The organism is Algoriphagus machipongonensis, assembly GCF_000166275.1.
Taxonomy (GTDB): domain Bacteria; phylum Bacteroidota; class Bacteroidia; order Cytophagales; family Cyclobacteriaceae; genus Algoriphagus; species Algoriphagus machipongonensis.
In genome coordinates this window covers 2,074,323-2,094,403 of the sequence record NZ_CM001023.1, presented here as the reverse complement: position 1 = coordinate 2,094,403, position 20,081 = coordinate 2,074,323, and the positions used below count along the sequence as shown (strand labels likewise).

General features: G+C 36.1%; 16 protein-coding genes. All 16 read right to left on the bottom strand.

What is annotated here, in order from left to right:
- Complete coding sequence (locus ALPR1_RS08855; RefSeq protein ID WP_008200063.1) at positions 1-1,077, bottom strand: glycosyltransferase; 1,077 nt, start codon at positions 1,075-1,077, stop codon at positions 1-3.
- A complete protein-coding gene (locus ALPR1_RS08850) occupies positions 1,074-1,967 on the bottom strand; it encodes an NAD-dependent epimerase/dehydratase family protein (RefSeq protein ID WP_008200061.1) in 894 nt (297 codons plus the stop codon). Before ALPR1_RS08850 ends, ALPR1_RS08855 begins: the two co-directional genes overlap by 4 nt.
- The gene (locus tag ALPR1_RS08845) at positions 1,964-3,160 is read right to left on the bottom strand and encodes a glycosyltransferase family 4 protein (protein ID WP_008200059.1); all 1,197 of its coding nucleotides are present in this window, start codon (positions 3,158-3,160) and stop codon (positions 1,964-1,966) included. Before ALPR1_RS08845 ends, ALPR1_RS08850 begins: the two co-directional genes overlap by 4 nt.
- 18 nt (positions 3,161-3,178) lie before the next feature.
- Entirely contained in the window at positions 3,179-4,594 is a 1,416-nt protein-coding gene (locus ALPR1_RS08840; protein WP_008200057.1) for an O-antigen ligase family protein, read from the bottom strand.
- A gap of 42 nt (positions 4,595-4,636) precedes the next feature.
- The gene (locus ALPR1_RS08835; protein ID WP_008200055.1) at positions 4,637-5,806 is read right to left on the bottom strand and encodes an acyltransferase family protein; all 1,170 of its coding nucleotides are present in this window, start codon (positions 5,804-5,806) and stop codon (positions 4,637-4,639) included.
- The gene (locus tag ALPR1_RS08830) at positions 5,803-6,882 is read right to left on the bottom strand and encodes a glycosyltransferase (protein ID WP_008200054.1); all 1,080 of its coding nucleotides are present in this window, start codon (positions 6,880-6,882) and stop codon (positions 5,803-5,805) included. The genes ALPR1_RS08835 and ALPR1_RS08830 overlap by 4 nt, the downstream gene beginning before the upstream one ends.
- The gene (locus tag ALPR1_RS08825; RefSeq protein WP_008200053.1) at positions 6,879-8,000 is read right to left on the bottom strand and encodes a glycosyltransferase; all 1,122 of its coding nucleotides are present in this window, start codon (positions 7,998-8,000) and stop codon (positions 6,879-6,881) included. Before ALPR1_RS08825 ends, ALPR1_RS08830 begins: the two co-directional genes overlap by 4 nt.
- Complete coding sequence (locus ALPR1_RS08820) at positions 7,997-9,133, bottom strand: glycosyltransferase family 4 protein (protein WP_008200052.1); 1,137 nt, start codon at positions 9,131-9,133, stop codon at positions 7,997-7,999. Before ALPR1_RS08820 ends, ALPR1_RS08825 begins: the two co-directional genes overlap by 4 nt.
- A complete protein-coding gene (locus ALPR1_RS08815) occupies positions 9,134-10,525 on the bottom strand; it encodes a hypothetical protein (protein ID WP_008200049.1) in 1,392 nt (463 codons plus the stop codon).
- 12 nt (positions 10,526-10,537) lie between these two features.
- The gene (asnB, locus tag ALPR1_RS08810) at positions 10,538-12,406 is read right to left on the bottom strand and encodes an asparagine synthase (glutamine-hydrolyzing) (protein WP_008200047.1); all 1,869 of its coding nucleotides are present in this window, start codon (positions 12,404-12,406) and stop codon (positions 10,538-10,540) included.
- A 2-nt stretch (positions 12,407-12,408) separates the two neighbouring features.
- A complete protein-coding gene (locus tag ALPR1_RS08805; protein WP_237701641.1) occupies positions 12,409-13,410 on the bottom strand; it encodes a glycosyltransferase family 4 protein in 1,002 nt (333 codons plus the stop codon).
- Between the two features lie 85 nt (positions 13,411-13,495).
- On the bottom strand, positions 13,496-15,295 hold the full coding sequence (locus tag ALPR1_RS08800) for an ABC transporter ATP-binding protein (protein ID WP_008200044.1): 1,800 nt from the start codon (positions 15,293-15,295) through the stop codon (positions 13,496-13,498).
- Positions 15,296-15,315: 20 nt separating this feature from the next.
- Positions 15,316-16,050 carry a hypothetical protein gene (locus ALPR1_RS08795; RefSeq protein WP_008200041.1) on the bottom strand — a complete coding sequence of 245 codons (735 nt, stop codon included), beginning with the start codon at positions 16,048-16,050 and terminating at the stop codon, positions 15,316-15,318.
- Entirely contained in the window at positions 16,050-16,814 is a 765-nt protein-coding gene (locus tag ALPR1_RS08790) for a class I SAM-dependent methyltransferase (RefSeq protein ID WP_008200039.1), read from the bottom strand. The genes ALPR1_RS08795 and ALPR1_RS08790 overlap by 1 nt, the downstream gene beginning before the upstream one ends.
- Positions 16,815-16,838: 24 nt before the next feature.
- Positions 16,839-19,226: a GumC family protein gene (locus ALPR1_RS08785; protein ID WP_008200038.1), complete on the bottom strand. Its 2,388-nt coding sequence runs from the start codon at positions 19,224-19,226 to the stop codon at positions 16,839-16,841.
- A 5-nt stretch (positions 19,227-19,231) separates the two neighbouring features.
- Complete coding sequence (locus tag ALPR1_RS08780; protein ID WP_237701640.1) at positions 19,232-20,047, bottom strand: polysaccharide biosynthesis/export family protein; 816 nt, start codon at positions 20,045-20,047, stop codon at positions 19,232-19,234.
- Positions 20,048-20,081: the final 34 nt, after the last annotated feature.

Genomic DNA, 20,081 nt, shown 5'->3' with positions numbered 1-20,081 from the left:
TTAGTTTTCTGAGTCTGATTTTGAGTTCAATATTGAAAGATATCTCTCAAAAATTATAGCCATATTTTTATCCAAATTGGCCTTAGTTTCAATGTATCTTCTGTTTTGATTGATAGATGGAAAGTATTTCTCCGAGCTGTTCAAGAAACTTTCAATAGCTTTTGCCAAAGACTTAGCATCATTTACGGGAACCAGCATTCCATTTTCACCATCTCTAATAAACGCTCTTGTTCCAGGTAAATCTGTTACGATAGGAAAGCAGCCTGAAGCCATCGCTTCAAATAAGGATGCAGAAACACCCTCTGTCTCAGGAACTGAAATATAAATAGAGGAATCTTGCAAAAGAGGTGGCAATGATTCATTTGAAATTCTACCTTTAAAGTCTACAAGTCCTTGAATTCCTAGCTGTTCTGATTTACGTTTTAAATCATCCATTAATACGCCATCCCCTACAATTGTTAGAAAAATCGGCAACTTTTTTTTCTTTAAAATTGCCAAAGATTCCAAAATCATTTCATGATGATAAACCTGAGTCAGAGATCTGGTGACGATAGCCTTATAATTGATTTCCCTTTTAAATGGATCTACAAAATCATATTTATTTAAATCCATACCTTTTGGCATAACAAGGATTTTTGCGGGATCGGCTTTAGACTGCAACATTGCAGGTACCATCACTTCACCCCAAGCGTGAATTAGATCCACTTTTTTATAGACTTTCTTTTGCAGGAATCTTTTATATTTTCCAGAAAACCCAGTTTCAGGATAAGCATCAGTGATCCCTTGCTGAGCAACAACATGTACTTTTGCAGGCACAAAAAGTGAAAAGAATCCGTAGCTCGTTGCCCTCTCAGCCAATACTATATCAAACTCATTTTTCTTGATTTGAAGAATTTCAATCCAAAACTTCAAGAACTTTAGCATTCGCAGAGCTCTACTTCCTTTAGAATCCACTTCCATGGTCTCAATCTTGACACCTGAGACTTTTTCAATCCCCTTAATCCAGGTTTGAGCATCTGCTCTATAAGTTTCACCTAGAAATAAGATTCGATATGATTTTCCTGATTGTTGACTCATATGGATTTTAAATCCAGATTACCTATGACAGGGTTTGGATCCCAACCCAAAATTGTTTTTGCCTTACTATCATCAAAAGTTAAGGCATTGCTGAGTTTCTCCAGTCGGTAAGAGTTTAATGGAAAAAAAGGTAAAAAATCTCCAATTTTCGCCAGGGATTGAAGTAAACTATAATTGATTTGTTTCACTCTTTTATTGTAAATCCCAGACAAATATGTATCTAATTCTGCTAAACTTGGATGCTTTCCGTCGGTCAGGTTAAAAACTCCACTTTTACCTACAAGATTTGGAATTAATGTCCCTATGTCTTCTGCTAACACCATGGATTTTCGAGCTTTTCCCTCACCTACCCTGAAGTAATAATTCTTCCTAATTGCTTTAATCATCGCTCCTAAATTCCCTGGTGTATTTTCTCCTCCAGCAATTAACGGTAGTCGAAGAATCACCAAGTTTACTTTATTTTTTTCTGCCCAGTCGGTTAAAAACAATTCAGCTTCAAGTTTACTTTTTCCATACGGACTCTGTGGATTCTCTTGAGTTGATTCGTTAATCAACTCACCCTGTTCTAAACCATAAACAGCCACTGTACTGATAAAAACAAAAGTCTCAGGCAGTGTTTCCAGTTTTTCTAAACCCTTGGTTAAGTTCTTTGTCCCATCAAAATTGACTTTCCAAAATTGCTGCTCTTCCTCTTCATTTTTTGGAATCCTATGAGCATGGCCTGCACTATGGATTACCATTTCCACAGGAACTAAATCGGGAACTTTATTACTTAAATCACAAATGAGTTCATTATTTCCAGATCTCCCTAAGCTGATGACTTCTCCGGGAAGTTTTTTAGAAATGTAATTCCCTAAAAATCCAGAGGCACCCGTTAATAAATACTTCATCCTAGAGTATCTATTAGACCTTTCAAAAATATCTCAGACAAATGATCTCTGTTAAATCTTTCTATGGCTAATTTTTTAGCATTTCCCCCCATTTCTTCAGCTATCGTAGGATTATCTCTTAAATATAAGATTGCCTCTGCCATGGATTTGGGATCTTCAGGATCCACGTTTATTCCACAATTGGATTCATTTACCAAGGTAGCTATCCAACCTTTTGTAGATTGAATAACAGGAATTCCTGCAGCAAAAGAATCAAAAAGCTTATTTGGTGAATTGGTATGAAGGACCTCAATATTTTTAAAAGTCACAAAGCTGGCACGAGCAGCCTGAAACCACTTTACCAGCTCTTTTTTAGGAAGAAGCCCCATAAAGTGTATGTTCTCTTGAAGCCCATTTTGTTTTGCCAGAGTCTCTAAATGATTCCTTTCAGCCCCATCTCCCAAAAAGAACATGTGAATACCCTCCATTCTGGAATCTATAAAACCTTTGATGATTTGTTCACATTCATCCATTAACCCTAAGGATCCGGCATATATGAAATTACAGGTATTCTCCCATTCAGATTTAAACCCTGAGGGCCTATCAGTTATAGATGAAAATAAAACGACGTCAGAGGAGTTAGGGATTACTAGGGTGGGTTTATCTGGATTTACCTTTTTAACTCCATCCTCCATTCCCACTGAACAGGCTACAACTAAATCTGAATTCTTATAAATCAGCTTTTCAAAACTTAGAGCTATTTTTTGGGCAAATAAATTATTGATTTTCCCCAATTGGATACCCCCTGCCGGCCATAAATCCCGTACTTCAAAGACAAATTTCTTCGACCTGAACTTTTTGGAAATCAAGCCAGGAATGGCTGTGGTTATTGGTCCAGAACTAGACAAAACCAGATCATGTGGCTCTTTAAGGGCAAAGTAAATTGATATAAAAGCAAACTTTAGCGCATTGAATGCCCGCTTCAAAAAACTATCCTTATTAGAATCAGGTGCATTAACCACAATTAGATTTACACCTTCTACCGATTGCCTAGATATAAGACCATCAGCTTTGATATCAGACTTGTAGTATGGGGCTGTTACTACTGTAACCTGATGCCCTTTCTTGACCCACCTCCGGGTAAACTCATAATATCGAGTGCTCCAGCCTCCATTAGGGGTTCCGAAATATTGATAAAAAACTAATATTCTCATTTAATCAATTAAACGACATTAAATGGTCGTTATCATTTGGTTGCCCTGAACTGGCTCTGGCTTCTTTACTACTTTTTTTACCCCATATGCACCAGTAATCCTAAACATACTTAACCCTATCAGCAATGGGGAAACAAATGTTCTCATTGCTGCATGAAAACTAGTTAATAATCCGACTAAAAAGAGAGCTGTCAAAACCCCAGCAACCAATGGATTGGGGTGAGATCGAGGTAACCTGCTACCGTAATACACCAATAAGATAAAATAAATCAAACCTAATAATCCGTGTTCTGCCAACAGTCTGCTGAACTCCACATGGGCTACAATTCCGGTCATTTTTTCTCTTGCAAATTGAGAAGCTCCCACTCCAGCTCCAAAAATCGGGTTATCCATCCATAACTCAAGATCCCCCATAAATATATCCAACCGTCCAGAGGAAATAGTATTTAAAGTTTTGCTTTTGGAACCAGCAAGCGTTCCTGCAGTCTCACCTTGATACCTTAATAAAAGCATTCCATCTGTTAAAGTATTAACTATAAAAAATGTACCTGCAAGTAAAAATATTGCGGGAATAAAATACTTCCCAATTCTGACAAGATTGAACTTTACGATCTGTTTAGGACTAGCCATCCTTAGGAAAACCAAAATAATAAAGATGCCAAAGAACCCACTGATCATACCTCCTCTTGAGAATGTCAATAATCCTTGCAAAAGAAACAATCCCAGTAAAGTGGAATCCAACCAACGATAGCCTGAAAACTTCCATCTATTTAACCAAAAGATAAATAACAAAAATGCGCCAAGGCCCATAGCTGTAGAAACTTGGTTTGACCCAAATCCTCCAGCAGCATCGGTATTGGCACTAAGACCAAACTCGATTTCATTAATTTCTGGAGCCTTAATTAAAGCATGTGCCAAAACTGCGATCATGGGAAAGATGATCAACTTTAAATTAGTTTTAAGCATCCCAAATGAAAGCCTCTTATCCTTAAATAAGATAATTGCCAATGCTACATTAAATGCTCCTAAAAAATTAAACATTACATCTAAAAACGTGACAGAATAAGACACGTCAAATAGTAAGGCGGGAACAATCAAAATCAACATCCAAACAGCTGGTAATGAAGTGATTTTGTATTTTATAATCCCAACAATTAACAATAAGCAAAATAAATATTTGCCCATCTCGTAGGGAATATATGGTGATGTCCCACTCATCCTTGCGAGAATCTCCATCGATATCAAATAGACAATGACAGAGGAATAGATGGATATGGGAGTACTTGGCCGTAATACCAAATAAATAGAAGATAGCAGTGTTAGGTAAAACCATGCAATCAATGGGTAAGGAGAAAATGCACAAAGCATTCCCAACACCAGATGGAATAATATCCAGAAAACAGGTGACCTAGAGGTGATTAATTGCTTAATCATTCAACAAGCGTTTTTTGAGCAAGATATTCTTTTTGGTCAAGTTCATTTAGATATTAGTCGCAATTTCAAACCTAATTTTTTTGGCCAATCTTTATCCATGCAAGGTTTCTCAATAGCTAAATAAAATAAGGCGCAAATCACCATTAAACTTACGAAAGCCAAAGAGAACTGAAATACTAAATTAATCAAATAATTATCTGAGATTATTAGAGCATGAGCCACCTTCACAAATAAATAAAAATAGGCTAGGTGGAGCAAATATATTGTATAACACATTCCTCCAATAAGGTAAATCACTGGCAACCTAAATATTTTATTGATGAAAATTCCTTTAAAAACCCCGACGAAAGCCCAAAAGAGGCAAAAATTAAACATGAAATTATTAAGAATTTGAGCCTGGGGCTTGTAATACAGGAAAAGCCCAAAAAAACTTATGATTCCAATTAGGTCAAAAATCATTGACTTTTTCATCACCCATTCCTTTCTAGATAGGAAAAGGATAGCAAAGAAAGTTCCGATGAGAAAATGACTTAGAAATACGAGAATATTGGTTCCTAAACCATAGGGATGATGAGTCAATACAAAATTTTTGAAGAACAGGGAGGCTACAAACAATGCTAAAAGAGTAAGTATGCCTGTAATTTTATTTTTATTCCCAAGAGTGATCAATGCAATCAATGGAATCAGAATATAAAATTGAACTTCTGTTTCCAAACTCCAGGTGACAGGATTTATCAAGGAGTATTCATTGAAGATAATTTCGTGCACATAAAAGATACTAGCCACAAAATTGGGAAAAAGCTCTTCAAAAGATTCATTCAAAACTAGAATATGCACTATAAATAACCCAGTGAGAGCTATAATAAAAGGTGGTTCTAATCTGGTAAGCCTTCTCCAAAAATATTTTTTTAGTTGGATTTTTCTCCCTCCAAACCAATAGTGATTCAAAAATGGAATGCTGAGAATAAATCCACTGATGCCAAAAAACACTTTTACCCCTAAATCCAACCTGACAAACCACCATCCTAATTGCCAAAAATGGGCCTCCGGAAGATTAATTTGAACCAACGGAGCTATTTCTTTTGCAAATAGAAAATGGAAATGAAAAACAACCACAGTCATGATGGCGAAAAAACGAAGGCCATCAATTTCAGGTATAAAATTCGGGCTACTGGTGTTTCGCTGAAAAAGCTGGATTAACCTTTTATTCATTTAACTGCCCCTACTAATTTTTGATACGACTCGAAAAACTTCAAAGCACCATACTCTTCCAAAACATATTGATTTAGTTGCTGAGCTTTTCCTACCTCTTCTTCGTAGTTATTGATACTATGTTTCATCGCCTCTGCTAGCAATTTAGGATCCTTGACTTTTACAAGTTGCCCCAATTCTCCACTTTTTAAAACCTCTGCACAATTTCCTACATCCGTGCAAATCACTGGCAATTTTGCCAGACCATATTCCAAAAGCGAAACAGGTAAACCCTCTGACTCTGAACTTAATACTCCTACATGAACCTCGGCCAAAAGACTTGTCACATCTTCAGAAGGTCCGTTTACCCTTACTTTTTCTTGAAGTGAATATTCAGATATCTTCTGCTTTATTTGAGTCTCCCAATTTGAATCCACTTGCTGGCCAACCAGTAACACCCGAAAGTCAAACCCTTCATTATCAAGTATTTTGCACGATTCAATTAAAGTTAATTGATCTTTCTGAGGCCGGTAGTTTGCTAGATTTAAAAATGTAAACTGAGGCAATTTCTGAATAGATTCATTCAACTTCAGGTAGGGAAAATTGGAAAGGTAAACAATACTATTTTTTCTGTATGGAAGGAGCTTTTGCCAATAATCAAGCAGTTTGTGATTAACAACTATGAACCGATCAATCCATTTGGACAGGATCACCATTTCGCTTCTTTTGTTCTCTTCAAGTTGATCACTGAGGCCAAAGTGATCATGCCAAATCAGTTTAAATGAACCTACGAGCATTTTTAAAAGTACTGCCCAATAAATAGACGTACTATGTGCATGAATATAATCAGGCTTAATTTTTCGGGTCAATTTTGATAGTCTCCAAAAAGCCTTAAGATCTTTAAAACTCTTCTTTTCTAAAAAGTGCACTTGCACCTCAGGATTAAGATAGTTTTGAAGTCCACCACTTTGGCGCGAAACCACCAGATGGCTTTCCCAACCTTGTTCTTGAAACGTATTTGCTAAATTAACGCTCATCCTTTCAGTCCCTCCCAAATCAAGGGTATCCACTAATTGGACAATAACTTTTTGCTTCAACTTGCTAAAACGTTTTTTATCTCTTCATCAAATTTCTCAAGCGTATAAACTCTTGACCAATTCATTGCATTTTGAGACAATTGGTGATATTTCTGAGGATCATCTATTAAAGTTTTAATTTGTTCAAAAACCTCAATCGGGTTTGGGTTTACCAGAAGTCCTCTACTTCCATGTCCAACCATTTCAGGCACACAAGAAACAGCAGTTGTAATAGGTAAACAGCCCCAAAACATGGATTCTGCCACTACTTTTGGCCATCCTTCAGATTCTGAAGTGAAAATCAGAAAATGTGAATTTTGAAAAGCCTCTTTTATGATGTGACTGGGTTGATTCCCTTTTAAAATGATATGATTTTCTAAACCATTGCTGGCAATAAATTTTTCTAAAGATTCTCTTTCCGGCCCCTCTCCATACAAGTCTAATCTTGCATCAATCCCATTTTCGACCAAAAGCTTGAGTGATTCACAGCTAATCAATGGTCTTTTGCCTGGCAATAAACCTCCAATAAAAACTAACCTAAGAGGCCCATTAAGTTCTCTTGGAGAACAGGGAGTAATTTCAGATTTTGAATAAGTTGCAGTAAAAAAGCTTTTCAAGTTACGGGTCATGGGCTCCCAAGTACCGTAAATAAGCACCTGCATATTCTTAGTCCAGAATTCGCTAGTAATTAACTTTTGCTGGAAACGATAAGTAGCAGGTTGACTGCTGTTCCAGTCCCAATTTCCAGCATACTTGGCGGATTTCATTTTCCAAGGAAAAAACACCTGCGCAATCGCTCCTAAGAGTCCCATATTACCCGGGCACCTTAAGTGGATATGATCTGCTTTTGCCATTTCCACCATGATTTTAAAAAAAATCAATGGGGTAGTAAACAATGATTTTATCTGATCCTTTCTAGTCAGTGTATTAAACTCTGGAACCTTATTAAATCGTATATCTTCGTGTTGATAAGCCAAATCGATAGGGTCTGGATCATGTCCGGTAGTCATTGGAGCCACAACAGCTACTTGATCAACATGATTGAACCAAAGGTTCATTTCCTTTACATATGGCCCATACCCAAAGAACTTTTCACCAACTTTTTTATGAACTACATGGGTAATTATTAAAAACCTCATGCTAGAATTTTCTGGTAAAAGTTGATGTTCTTATCAATGATATTTTCTGGAGCAAATTTCAATTTGGCACTTGCTGCAGCTTGCGTGGCTACATTTCCCATTTTTATTGGATGAGCCAAAATATCTATGATAGTTTTAGCAATATCATTTGAAGATCTTGGGTCAACAAGCCAGCCATCCACGCCATTCTGAATTACTTCAGGTCCAGGACCTAACTTGGTAAATATTACTGCCCTTTGCATTGCCATGGCCTCGGGGGCAACCAAACCTAGTGTTTCTGAGTGAGAAGGGAAAACACAAATATTGCATTGTTTATAAATCTCAGGCAATTCTTCGTGAGAAACAGGACCATGAAAAGTAACTTTTCTTAAGGTTTCTGTTTCTAAATTCTTTTTAAGGTTTTCCAAGTAACTATGGCCTTCCTTATCTTTCCAATCTCTTCCATATGCATGTAAATGAATATTTGGAAACAATTTTGCGACTATGGGCAATGCTTCGCAAAGTTGTCTTATCCCCTTTTTCTCGATTAAAGTTCCTACAAAAACCAATTGTGATGGTTTTATTAGATCTAGATCTGCTTCTTTAAACAATGCGGTATTGATGGGGTTGAAAATCACTTCCTTAGGCTTATTTCTAAAGGAAATATATTTTTCTGTATGACTAACCACATATTCTGATACACCGATAAATGCATCAGCTTTTTTAAATGATCTCTTTTCTTGGAACCCTTTCCATGGCTGAATCCCCCTGTTTTCTCCTTCTGCAAAAAAATGGTGACCTCCATGAAGTCTTATGATATACTTTACTCCCTTGATTTTCTTCAAAAAAGAGAAAGACATTTCAGACCCTTCTACAATATCGATTGGTTGAATTCGATGAAGGTTTTTAAGCTCTTTATTTACAGCTTGAAAATTAAACCACCAAGAAATCCCTGAGACATAACGAAAAGGGGTATAAATGACTTTTACCCCTTGATCATCACATATTCTTCTTTTGGCATTAGTACCATTGATGACTGTCACCTCATGCCCTGAGTTTACAAGCCCTCTACAAATTACTTTTAGGAAACTTCCAATTCCCCCATGATGATGGCCTTCTTGGGGATACTCATTAGACAAAAAGCATATATGCATTTATTTGTCCTTGTTTACCATTTGTGCCAATGCTTCTGCCACCCTAGCTGACGCCAGTTTTGAGTTGGGTTGAACGATTCTTTCAAACCACTTTTTATTGTCGGGGCTTATTTCTTCTGGCTTTTCCAAAGCCTTCTGGATCATGGGAAGTATTTCTGCTGGGCTATTTATCCAACCTACTGCCTTTAGACCATCCATTGATTTGAAATGCTCAAATTTATAGGTTGTATCTACCGACCAATTTGCTTTAGATTCAGCATGGTCATAATTGAGGTACAGTCCTACGTTTCCAAAAGAAGTGAAATCCAAGGCCATGGTAGAACCAATATTTACTACCACTTTGCAATGATAGGCTATATTTACTAGTACTTGGATATCCTCAAACAATGGAAAATAATTTGCCCAATCTTTTCCTTTTTCCCAGATAGGTTTAAATAAAACTACCTCTTTGTGCTTTTCCAGAACTGTTTGAAAACGCTTTTCTGACTCTACGGGTACTGGTCGGAAAATTAACTGAATATCGTCTTGTTCATTCAAAGATGAGGCTACATCCTTCAAATAAAGGGCGTCATTAGGCGAGGTAATACTATCACAGCCTGAAAAACAAACCCAATTTTTAGAAGCATCCAAGCCATATTTATTAGCAAAGACTTCTTTGTCCATAATCAGATTTTGGTCGCTGTAAAAATCAAATTGAGGTGTCCCAGTGATATCGATTTGATGTTTCGGGATTTCAGGATAGTATTCTAAAAGTTCATTTTTCATGTAGTCCGACCACACAAAATACCGATCTGCTCGAAAAGGTAATCTCCCCTTCGGCAAGTTATCCCAAGAAAATATTGCTGTAGCAGTGGGGATATTTAAATATCTGGCCGCTTCCATAGTTGCGGTAACACTAAAGACTCTTTGGTGAGTACAAAAAATGAGGTCAGGATTAAGCTCTTTTATCTTTTGAATGGCATTTTTAAACTTTCGTGATTTTCGGATCAGTTTAAACTTCTTATTCTCGAGAGCTGCAGTATCCTCATAAGTTTTGGCCTGCTTCCCTACCAGCTCAGCCATATTCATTAAGGCTTTATTCTTAAAAGAACCTATACCTCCTATCCAGTTTGTCATGATAGTAGGATTGTTCTTCTGCTTTGCATTTAAAACTAACCTTGCAAACCTGGCACTTTCCCTATAAAGCTGAACTAGCGTGTTGTCTGGTTGATGCTCAAATCTGTGTTGCTCAAATTTTTCCCCAAATCTTTTTTCCGTCAATTCAATCATCCCCGGGTCCAGGCTATGCCACAGAATAACCTCATGTCCTGCACTTTTTAAATGGGAAATCACATCAGAATAAAGGTAGTTCCTAATACCAACTCCATCGGGTATTAAAAAACAAATTCTCATAAACTAAATTTTTTAATGGGTAGGTTCAAGATTTACTTCTTGCTCAAGGTGAAATACCCTCAACCATATTTCTAGTACTAGCACACTGAATAATACCCTAGCTATTCTTTGCGTAGGAGAGTTTCTAAACTCGTTCAAAAGGTCCAAAATTCCTTTTTGGTTAAACCCTAAATAGGCAATAGACTTACCATCTTTTAAATAACCTTCCAATATTTCTCCCCAAGCGCCTTGCAAAAAAGTCAGGTAAGGAATAGAAAAGCCTTTTTTGGATTTACTTGGAAGATCTCCTGTAAATTCTTTCAACAAGCTTTTTGTTACTTCCTTATCAATACCGTTTGGTGAAAGTGAGGACATATCTGTTTCCAAGCTTAGATCCACAAGCCTGTGATCCAAGAATGGAGCTCTTACTTCCACACTGCTTAGCATTGCCGCTGTATCGACTTTGTGCAAAAAATCCGAGGGTAACCTGGTATTGATATCCACCCCGAAAGATGACTTTTCAGGGTTGGATTCATATAAGCGCTGGATTTTTTTATACTCTTTCAGAACTTGTAATTGTGGCCTGTAACTATTGAATATTTGACTTCCCAGTTTATAGGATAAATTATGCTTTCGGTAGAATCCTTCCCATCCAGCATATTTTATCCTGTTTTTATCAGATAAGTATTTGTCTATATTATTTGAGTCAGAATTCAAGGCTGTTTTCACAGCCAATTTCCCCCAAAAGCCTACACTTCCACCAAACTCTTTATATATATTGGGCTTGTTATAGGAGCCAAATACTTCATCCCCACCATCTCCAGACAACATCACTTTGGTATGACCTGAAACAGCTTTGGTTACTAAATAAGAGGGAATTAATGAAGCGTCTGCTAAAGGCTGAACATGACTTAACAAATCCCCTAAAACTGAAAGTGACCCTGGATCTACTGGAATAATTTCCTGTTTGATGTCGAGTTTTTTTGCAAACTCTGTAGCTGCTGGTGATTCATCAGAATGACTTTCAGCAGTAGCCATTGTCACAGCAAGAATATCAGGTTTGAGTTCTTTTGCTATGGCTGTAATCAAAGATGAGTCAATACCCGAACTTAGAAACGTAGCTACTGGAACATCCGCATGCAATTCATGTTCAACAATATCGTAAAGCAGTCCTTTTACCTCTGATTTCAATTCTTCAAAAGAATTCTTTCTTTTTACTTTTGTCGGAAATGAATAGTAGGATGATATAGTGACTTCTCCATCTTTGATCTTCAAAAAATTCCCTGGAGGTAACAAATGCACTTCCTCATAGATTGTATGTAATCCATTGATATACATATTTTCCATAAGATCAAAAACGGCATTCTGATTTATAGTTAGTTTTTGATTGTAAGTCTTTTGTAAAGCTTTAAGTTCTGAAGCAAAATAAATAGTGCCCGAATTTTCTAAATAGAAGAATGGCTTTTCTCCAAATCTGTCTCTAGCTACGAAAATACTTTGATTTTGGAGATCGTAAATAACAAAGACAAACATTCCTACCAGGTGATTACACACCTTTTCTCCGTACTCTTTATAAGCCGCAAGAATGACTTCTGTATCTGAGCTAGTTTGAAAAGTATATTGCTTCTCTTGGAGTGTCTTTTTTAATTCTTTGTAATTGTATATTTCACCATTAAAAATAATTTTCAACTGAAGGTCTTCTCTGGAAAAAGGCTGATTTGCCTGAGTTGATAAATCAATAATAGATAGTCTATTATGCCCTAAAGCAACTTTTTGATCACTCCAAACCCCTAAGGCATCAGGACCTCTGTGTTTCTGAAATTTTAAACCTTCTCTTAGTTGATTAATTTCAGTATCCTGAATTTCACCTTTTAATTTAATTATCCCTGCTACTCCACACATAATTAGGACATTAGGGCATTTTGGTACTTGGTAAGCCAATCAGAAAGTGCATGAAAATCACTGAGCTTTTTTGGATCCGGTATATAAGATTTACTCTGTGTTGCAAATTGAAATGCTTTGACCCAATTTTCAATTTTGTTTGGGTCTTTAACCAGATAGGCCTGATCAAAATCCTCTACAACTTCAGGGATTCCTCCATTTTCTGAGGCGATAACTTTGTTTCCGGATTTTGCCGCTTCCACCATAGATAACCCAAAACCTTCTTTCCATAATGAGGTGAAGAAATATATATCACCAATTTGAAGGTATTGAGGCAATTCGTTATTAGGAATTTTACCTAAGAATTCAATATTAGGATCTGAAATAGAATCTTCTTTTTCTACACCAATCACCATCACTTTGTAATGAGGATGCTGGGATAATATCTCTTGTATGATTTTCAAAAATAGTTGGAGTCCCTTTTTAGGCCTATTATTAGACATCAAAATCAGAATTTCATCATCTGCTTGATATCCCAACTTTATTTTTTGTTCTTTCTTCTCTTTTAGAGACAGAGGGAAAAAGACATCAGATCTGACACCGTTCCCCACAATAAATACTTGGGGGGTAAATATTTCATGTAATTCCAGCGCTTTTTGATAGGCAAGGTTGGTTAAAAATAGAATCTTATCCGTATTCTGGATTAGATCAGGATTCAACCTAAGGTCATGACCATGAAATGAAAAAACTAATTCAATTGATAATTGAGAGCCTTTTTTAAATGACGAAATCGCCTCTAATAACAAGGTATCATCCATCACAAGTATTTGAATTTTGTGATCCGGTTTGGCTAGTTCTTCTATGTTCTTGATGTAATCTTTGGCTATCCTGTTTTTAAGTTGCCAAGATTTTAATCTTGAGGGAAGTTTCAGGAAGGATCTTTTCTGACAAAATCTAAATTGGTTATTTTCCTGAGCAGTAGGTGATAATATATAATCAAAGAAATCAGGGTTTTGCTGAATCAAAAAAGTTATCCTGTTTGTCCAGCTACCAATTTTTTGAGCTGGAAGAGCTGTATTGGAAACAAGAAATCTCTGGGTATTCACTAAATCAATTAAATTCTTGTAGTTCTACCATCCTCTTAAACTGCCCATTTTCAGATACTAAATCTTCAAACTTCCCTGAGGCAATAACCCGTCCTTTATCCATTAAAGAAATCGTATCTACTTTTCTGATGGTACTCAACCTATGTGCAATAATGATCATCGTAAATTTACCCATCAGCATATCAATATTATCCTGAATAAGCTTCTCAGTTTCTGAGTCCAAAGCAGATGTTGCTTCATCAAAAATAAGCACATCCACATCTTTATAGAGTTCTCTAGCAATCGAGATTCTTTGTTTTTGTCCACCACTCACCATGACTCCATTATCTCCCAATCGAGTAGATTCTTTCTCTGGTAAAGAGTCAATAAAGTTATGAATATTGGCTAGGGAGACCGCTTTTTGAAATTTACTCAGATTCTCCTCTGACTTTTCGGCCCAAAGGGTCACATTATTATAAATATTATCATTGAATATAACCGGCTCTTGCGTAATATATCCAAATCGCTTTCTATAGCTTGACAAATCCACCTCGGATCTATCCTGGTTATTTACGATAATTTTACCTTCACTCGGATGAAAAAGCCCTATGAGCATGTTTACCAAAGTGGTTTTCCCACTTCCACTCTCCCCTACAAAAGCATAGGTTTTTAGAGGTTCAATCTCCAGATTAACCTGCTTTAAGACCTGGAAACCGTTGGGATAGACAAAAGATGCTGATTGAATATCTAAAGCTGAAATTTTCTTTATCTCATCAGTTTTATTGAAAGTCTCTTTACCATCTTTAAAATCATTTATAAGATTTACAGATGAAATTACTCCTCCAATATTGGAAATGAATCCCTGCCAACTTCCTTGAAGGGTGACTACATAATTAAGGGAACGATAGAAAAAGACCAAACTCAAAATAATAGTGGAGAGGCTTCCTTCCATAAAGTTTACCTGAATCAAAATAATGATCATGACCACGACCAATATGATAGGTTCTCTCAAGCTGGCCATAATAGAGCCATAGATTCCTATCTTTTTTTGCCCATGTTCAATCTGATTAATAACTGATTTCAATTTCAAATTGTAGCTAGAGAAATAATCGGTAGCTTTTAGATATTTGAAATTATGCACAGCCTGAATCAAATAGGACTGAAATTGATGGCCAAGTGAAGATAAATTGATGGATTCTTTCTCAGTACGTGAGAAAAAGTATCTAAATAGAAAATTCGACAAGTAACCACCTATAGAAACTAAGATTGCGAATTGGAAATTAGATAAAAATGCTAGTCCAATGTATACAAGCAGTAACACCAAATGTTGAATACTATTAAAATATGAGAGGAAACCATAAGTGATTTTGACTGCCTCAGAGGAAAGTGTATTCTGAACTTTTCCTGAGTCCAGGTTGAGGAAATGTTTATAATCCAGATCACTCAATCCATCAACCATTTGAAACCTGATCTTTTTTACGAACTGATTCTGAAGTTTGATTTTAATGTAGCCGTCTAAAAATTTGAAGATCGCTTTTAAGAAAAATAGAACGACCATGAAAACCACAACGGAGTTTAAAGTTAAGTCAAATCCAAGCCATTCGATCCCAGTAAGAAGGAACTTTAAGTCTCCCATATTATCTGCTGTTGACAAGCTATCGCCATCAGCCGCAATTTGGAAAATGGGCATAAATAAGGCTAAGCCAAATCCATCCAATAAGCCCACAAATAAACTCATCAGTATTAATAGAATCAGCTTTGGACCTATATAAGAATAGAAGAACCCAAAGTGTCTGAAATACTTGTTAAATATTTTTTCGAACATGAACTTGTTGTGGAAATGTGTTAAGCTATGTGCTTAAAAATGAATCGCTTTAGTTTGAAATAATACTGGTATTTCATCTTTTTAAAGAACGAAAATTTAATTGGATCCCCGTAAGAACCATCGAATCCAAGATAACTAGGATAAACTGGCCAAAAACCAAAAGTTCCGCCCTTTGACATGTGGTGATGTACAGACCTAGCAAAAACCCTTTCTAGAATCACATTGTTCTTTTCATCTAAATATTGATCACAAAACGGGGCAAATATTTCTTTGTAGTAAGCTTTGCTCATAAGAAGTATCCGGGTATCTCCCCAAGTAAGATCTCTTAGGAAATTGATATAAACAGGTTTCATATCAGTTTCAAGCCCGCCAATAAACTCTTGGATGTTTTGAACAATATACCTACCTGTTATTTTCAATAAATATTCTGACTGGGCCAATAATGTAGAATTTGCTAGTGCATAATCCATCAATTGTTTTTCTCCATGTCCTTTTCCTAAATGGCTCGAAGTTGATTCAAACTGAAGAATTTCAAATTCAGGAAACCTGTTTTTCAAATTAAAAATCCTTTCGGAATGATACATGCTGTTTTCAACAAAAACAACGGGAAAACCTTTTCCAAGATAGAATTCAGCAGCTTTGAAGTAATCTTCTTCTCGCTCCTCAATGGATCTAGCAGCCATAAAAGTCTCCATAAATGGCTTAATAGTCGCTGAAAGAAGAATTACAATTTTATTTGCTTTGCTTTCACCCATTAAGAAACAGAGCTGATATTTGATGGCTCATCATTCAACCCTTTGTAAATAAAAATCATGTTGTGGTAAAAATGAATTGAAACAATATGCTTGGTGTAGTAATCTGCTTCGTAATCAGCAATTGGAAACTCTTTATAATTCAAGTTGTCAACAAACCTTTTGAAAAAACCATTGATCGTTTCCGGGTCGTTCAACTCAGTCACTTTACCTCCATATTCTTCCCAATAAGAGGTTTGGGTATCCTCCACCACATAAATACCTCCTAATTTTAACTTAGGAAAAAGGTGTTTGAATGTGGTAATTACATGCTCATTGATATGGCTTCCATCATCAACAATAACTTCAATTTCCCCTATTTCATCGCATACTTTATCTAAAAATTCAAGATCAACTTGACTTCCCTGGAATATTTTAATTCTTGATTCATTTAGGGCAGACTTATCAAAAATGTCAATTGCATGAATTTTGGCTTTTGAGAAAAACCTTTTCCACATTCTTAGCGACCCACCTCCTTGATGAGGATTATCATAGCCACCTACTCCAATTTCCAACATGTTGAAAGATTTACCTCTTAAATGTTGAAGGTGTAATTTATAATTAGGAGTATAAAAGTGCTTCCCAAATTTATCTGTTTGAAAAAGCTGAGCGAGATAATCTAAGTCCGAAGATTTTCCTATACTGCGAAAATAGTTTACTCTTCTCTTAATTCGCCTTTGTCTGTCGAAGGGTAGGCTTTCTACCCAAGCTCTTATTTTACCAAGCATATTTAGAAATTAGGGCCAAATAAATCAACCTCTTAGTTTGGAGAAAAATCCCTTCTTCACTTGATCATCTTCGTAATATCCATAGCCGTATCCGTAAGTGTAGCCATAGCCATAAGTCACTTTGCTACCATCTACACCATTAAACACTGCATATAGGTTTTTCAGATTTTTGCCAACTTTTAATCCATTCAAGGCATTGACGAAATTCCTTTGACTATAATTCTGTCTGAAAACAAATAGTGTCATATCTACATATGGCAGTAAGTCTAATGTTTCACTAACAAGTCCTACTGGAGGTGTATCCAATATAACAACATCATATTCTTGCTTTAATTCAGCAATTAGTTGCTCAAATCGTTTGGTAAACAAAAGTTCCGCAGGGTTTGGTGGAGTTGGACCTGACACTAGCAAATCCATGTTTTCAAATTTTGTCTTTTTCACCCCTTGTTTCCAATCTTTAATTTGACCAGACAAAATTGAGGAAAGCCCAACATCATTTCCAACTTCAAAATCCTGGAAAATTTTAGGCTTTCTCATGTCACAACCCACGAGTATTGTTTTCTTTCCTGTTAAGGAATAAACAGAAGCCAGGTTCATAGCACAGAATGTCTTCCCCTCACCAGAAATAGTAGAAGTGATCATCAATGTTAGCTGCTCCTCTTTGGGAGTAATAAATCTAATATTTGCTCTCAATGACCTAAAACCTTCAGCAAGTCCTGATTTACCTTGCTCAAAAACAACCAAATTGTTCTTACTCTTATTGTACAAAATAGTCGAAAGCAAAGGTATTTTGAGTTTTCTTTCCAGATAGCTAACATCTTCTATTCTTGTACGAATAAGCTCTCTGACGAATACAAATAAAATAGGTAGCAATAACCCTACAAAAACACCGATGGAGTAATTCCTCATTGGTATTGGGCTTACTAGCACACCACCTTCAGCAGGTTCAATGATTTTATTCTCGGCAGTATTAGAAGCTTTGGTAATAGCAGCTTCTGCCCTTTTTTGCATTAAATATGTATAGATGTTTTCATTAAGAGCTTGTTGTCTCTCAATTCTAATCATATTCTGCTGGGTCTTAGGTAAAGTCCTAAACGAACCTTCCAACTCATTGATCCTACTTTTAAGATCATTGATGGTTAAGTCAGAGTTTTGATCAACGTTTCTTAAAATCTCCTGTATGGACTTATTAAGGTCTGAAATCTTATTGTTAGTGGCTTGAACTTGAGGAGAGATTTCAGTTAAGGTAGCTAATTGCTTTGAGCGTTCTACTTGAAGTTCTAGTAAATTGGTAATCAGACTATTCAAGATTGGGTCTTCGATACCAATACCAGAAGGAACCACCACATCTTGGTAATTTTCTCTTACTAGATATTCCTTAAGGTTTTTATAGTAAGACTTTTTGAATTGTTCCTGTCGCAATTGAGCTTCATATTCTGTCAATTGGTCAAATACTGAAGCGCTCTCAGAACCTAAATCATAAATCTTGTTATCAGCTCTAAAAGTCTGAAGCTCATCTTCAAAAAGCCTTAAGGTATCCGCAACACCTGCAACTTGGCTATCAATAAACTTGACAGTATTACTGGCAATTTCATTTTTCTCTGCCAATTCAAGGGCAATGTAAGTTTCCATCAATTTATTGATATAAACTTCTCCTTTTTTGGCATGAGGTGACAAAATGCTCAATTCCAAAATAGAGCCTTCCTTTTGAACCGAGCTTACATCAAGTTTACTTGCATATTCATTTATGATGGATTTATCATCTCTAATTTTTAGTAAGAGTTCTCCGCTTTTATCAGCTCCTGTTTTAGAAATCCTAAGTTTAAAATTGTTGTTTTCTACCCACTCTCCAAAAGGATAAGTTTTGGTTTCAGGAAAGAGCTCCATATTGGTATTTGAACCATTCGGAACATACTTTGTATAAGCTTCCGCATCAAAAGACAAGGTATAGTTTTCTTCATCTTCCCAAGTCAATCTGATCAATCCATACAATACCTGAGGAGATTTCCAGTCCACTTCAACTAATACTGGAGTATTGCCATACAGCTCATTATTAATAAATGTCCCCTGTTTATAATACTCAACATTGAAATCTAAGCCTTCAAGTGTAGCTTGAGCAATGGGTTTGGACTGCAAAATAACAATTTGGTTGAGTAGCCCCACGTTGGGAGAACCTTCAATACTCGGAGCGTCAAAAAGTGCAAATTTATTTTCTGTGTCCTTGATAAAAAATATTCCAGACACCTTAAATAGTGGTACAGACATCCGGGTGTAGATATATCCTATCCCAAGAAAAAGCCCCGCACATATAGCTATAATAGGCCAAATCCTAAGGATTTTAGGGATCACCGATTTTATATCAAACGAACTCTCTTCTTTTAAGAATTCAATTTCTTCCTGATCAAAATTCATTTTTACTAGTTTCGTAGAGAAAGTATAAGGGCAATGGCAGTAACCATGGAAGTTACCAGAGCAAGAGACTGTATGAAGTTTGTACCTGAACCCAATTCTCTAACTTTCAAAGGTTCCGCGTAAATCACATCATTTGGTCTTATAAAAAAGAATTCGGTTCCTAATAGATTTTTATCATTTAGGTTGATTTTATGGAGCTTTGAACCTTCTGGGTATTGCCTTAGCAAAGTCACTTCATTTCTCTTGGCTAAAATAGTCATATCTCCTGCTGTCGCAATAGCCTCAAAAATATTGGCTCTATTTTGCAATATTGTTTGCTTTCCAGGGTTGTTAAATTCACCAATGGCACTGAAACGAATACCTCCCAGTCTCAATCTCACAAAATATTCTCCTTCATTGACATATTTTGAGACTTGCTGTTCAATAAGTGCTTTTGCAGTTTTAGTATCCATTCCAAGGAGATTTAACTCACCTATCAATGGCATTTCAATCACTCCATTTTCATCGAGAGTATATCCATTCATGAAAAACACATCTCCTCCATTTTGACCAGTACTCATATTTTGGCCATTAGAGTCTCCAGTAATTACATTAAAGATTTCATTAATCTCAGGATTAGTTGTTTTGACACTAATATCAACAATATCAAATGCTTGCAGTAAATACTCATCTACTTGATAAGGGATTGTTTGCCCTGTTGATATTAAGGGGTTGCTATCAGCCCCTAAATCCTGCATGTAAACGATACGTTCGTTTGAAACACAAGAAAAAAGCAAAAGTAGCATCGACAAAAGAAACAGATGCCTAAACTGGTTTTTCATATTAAAATATTTCATTAAAGCGCTAAAGTCCAAA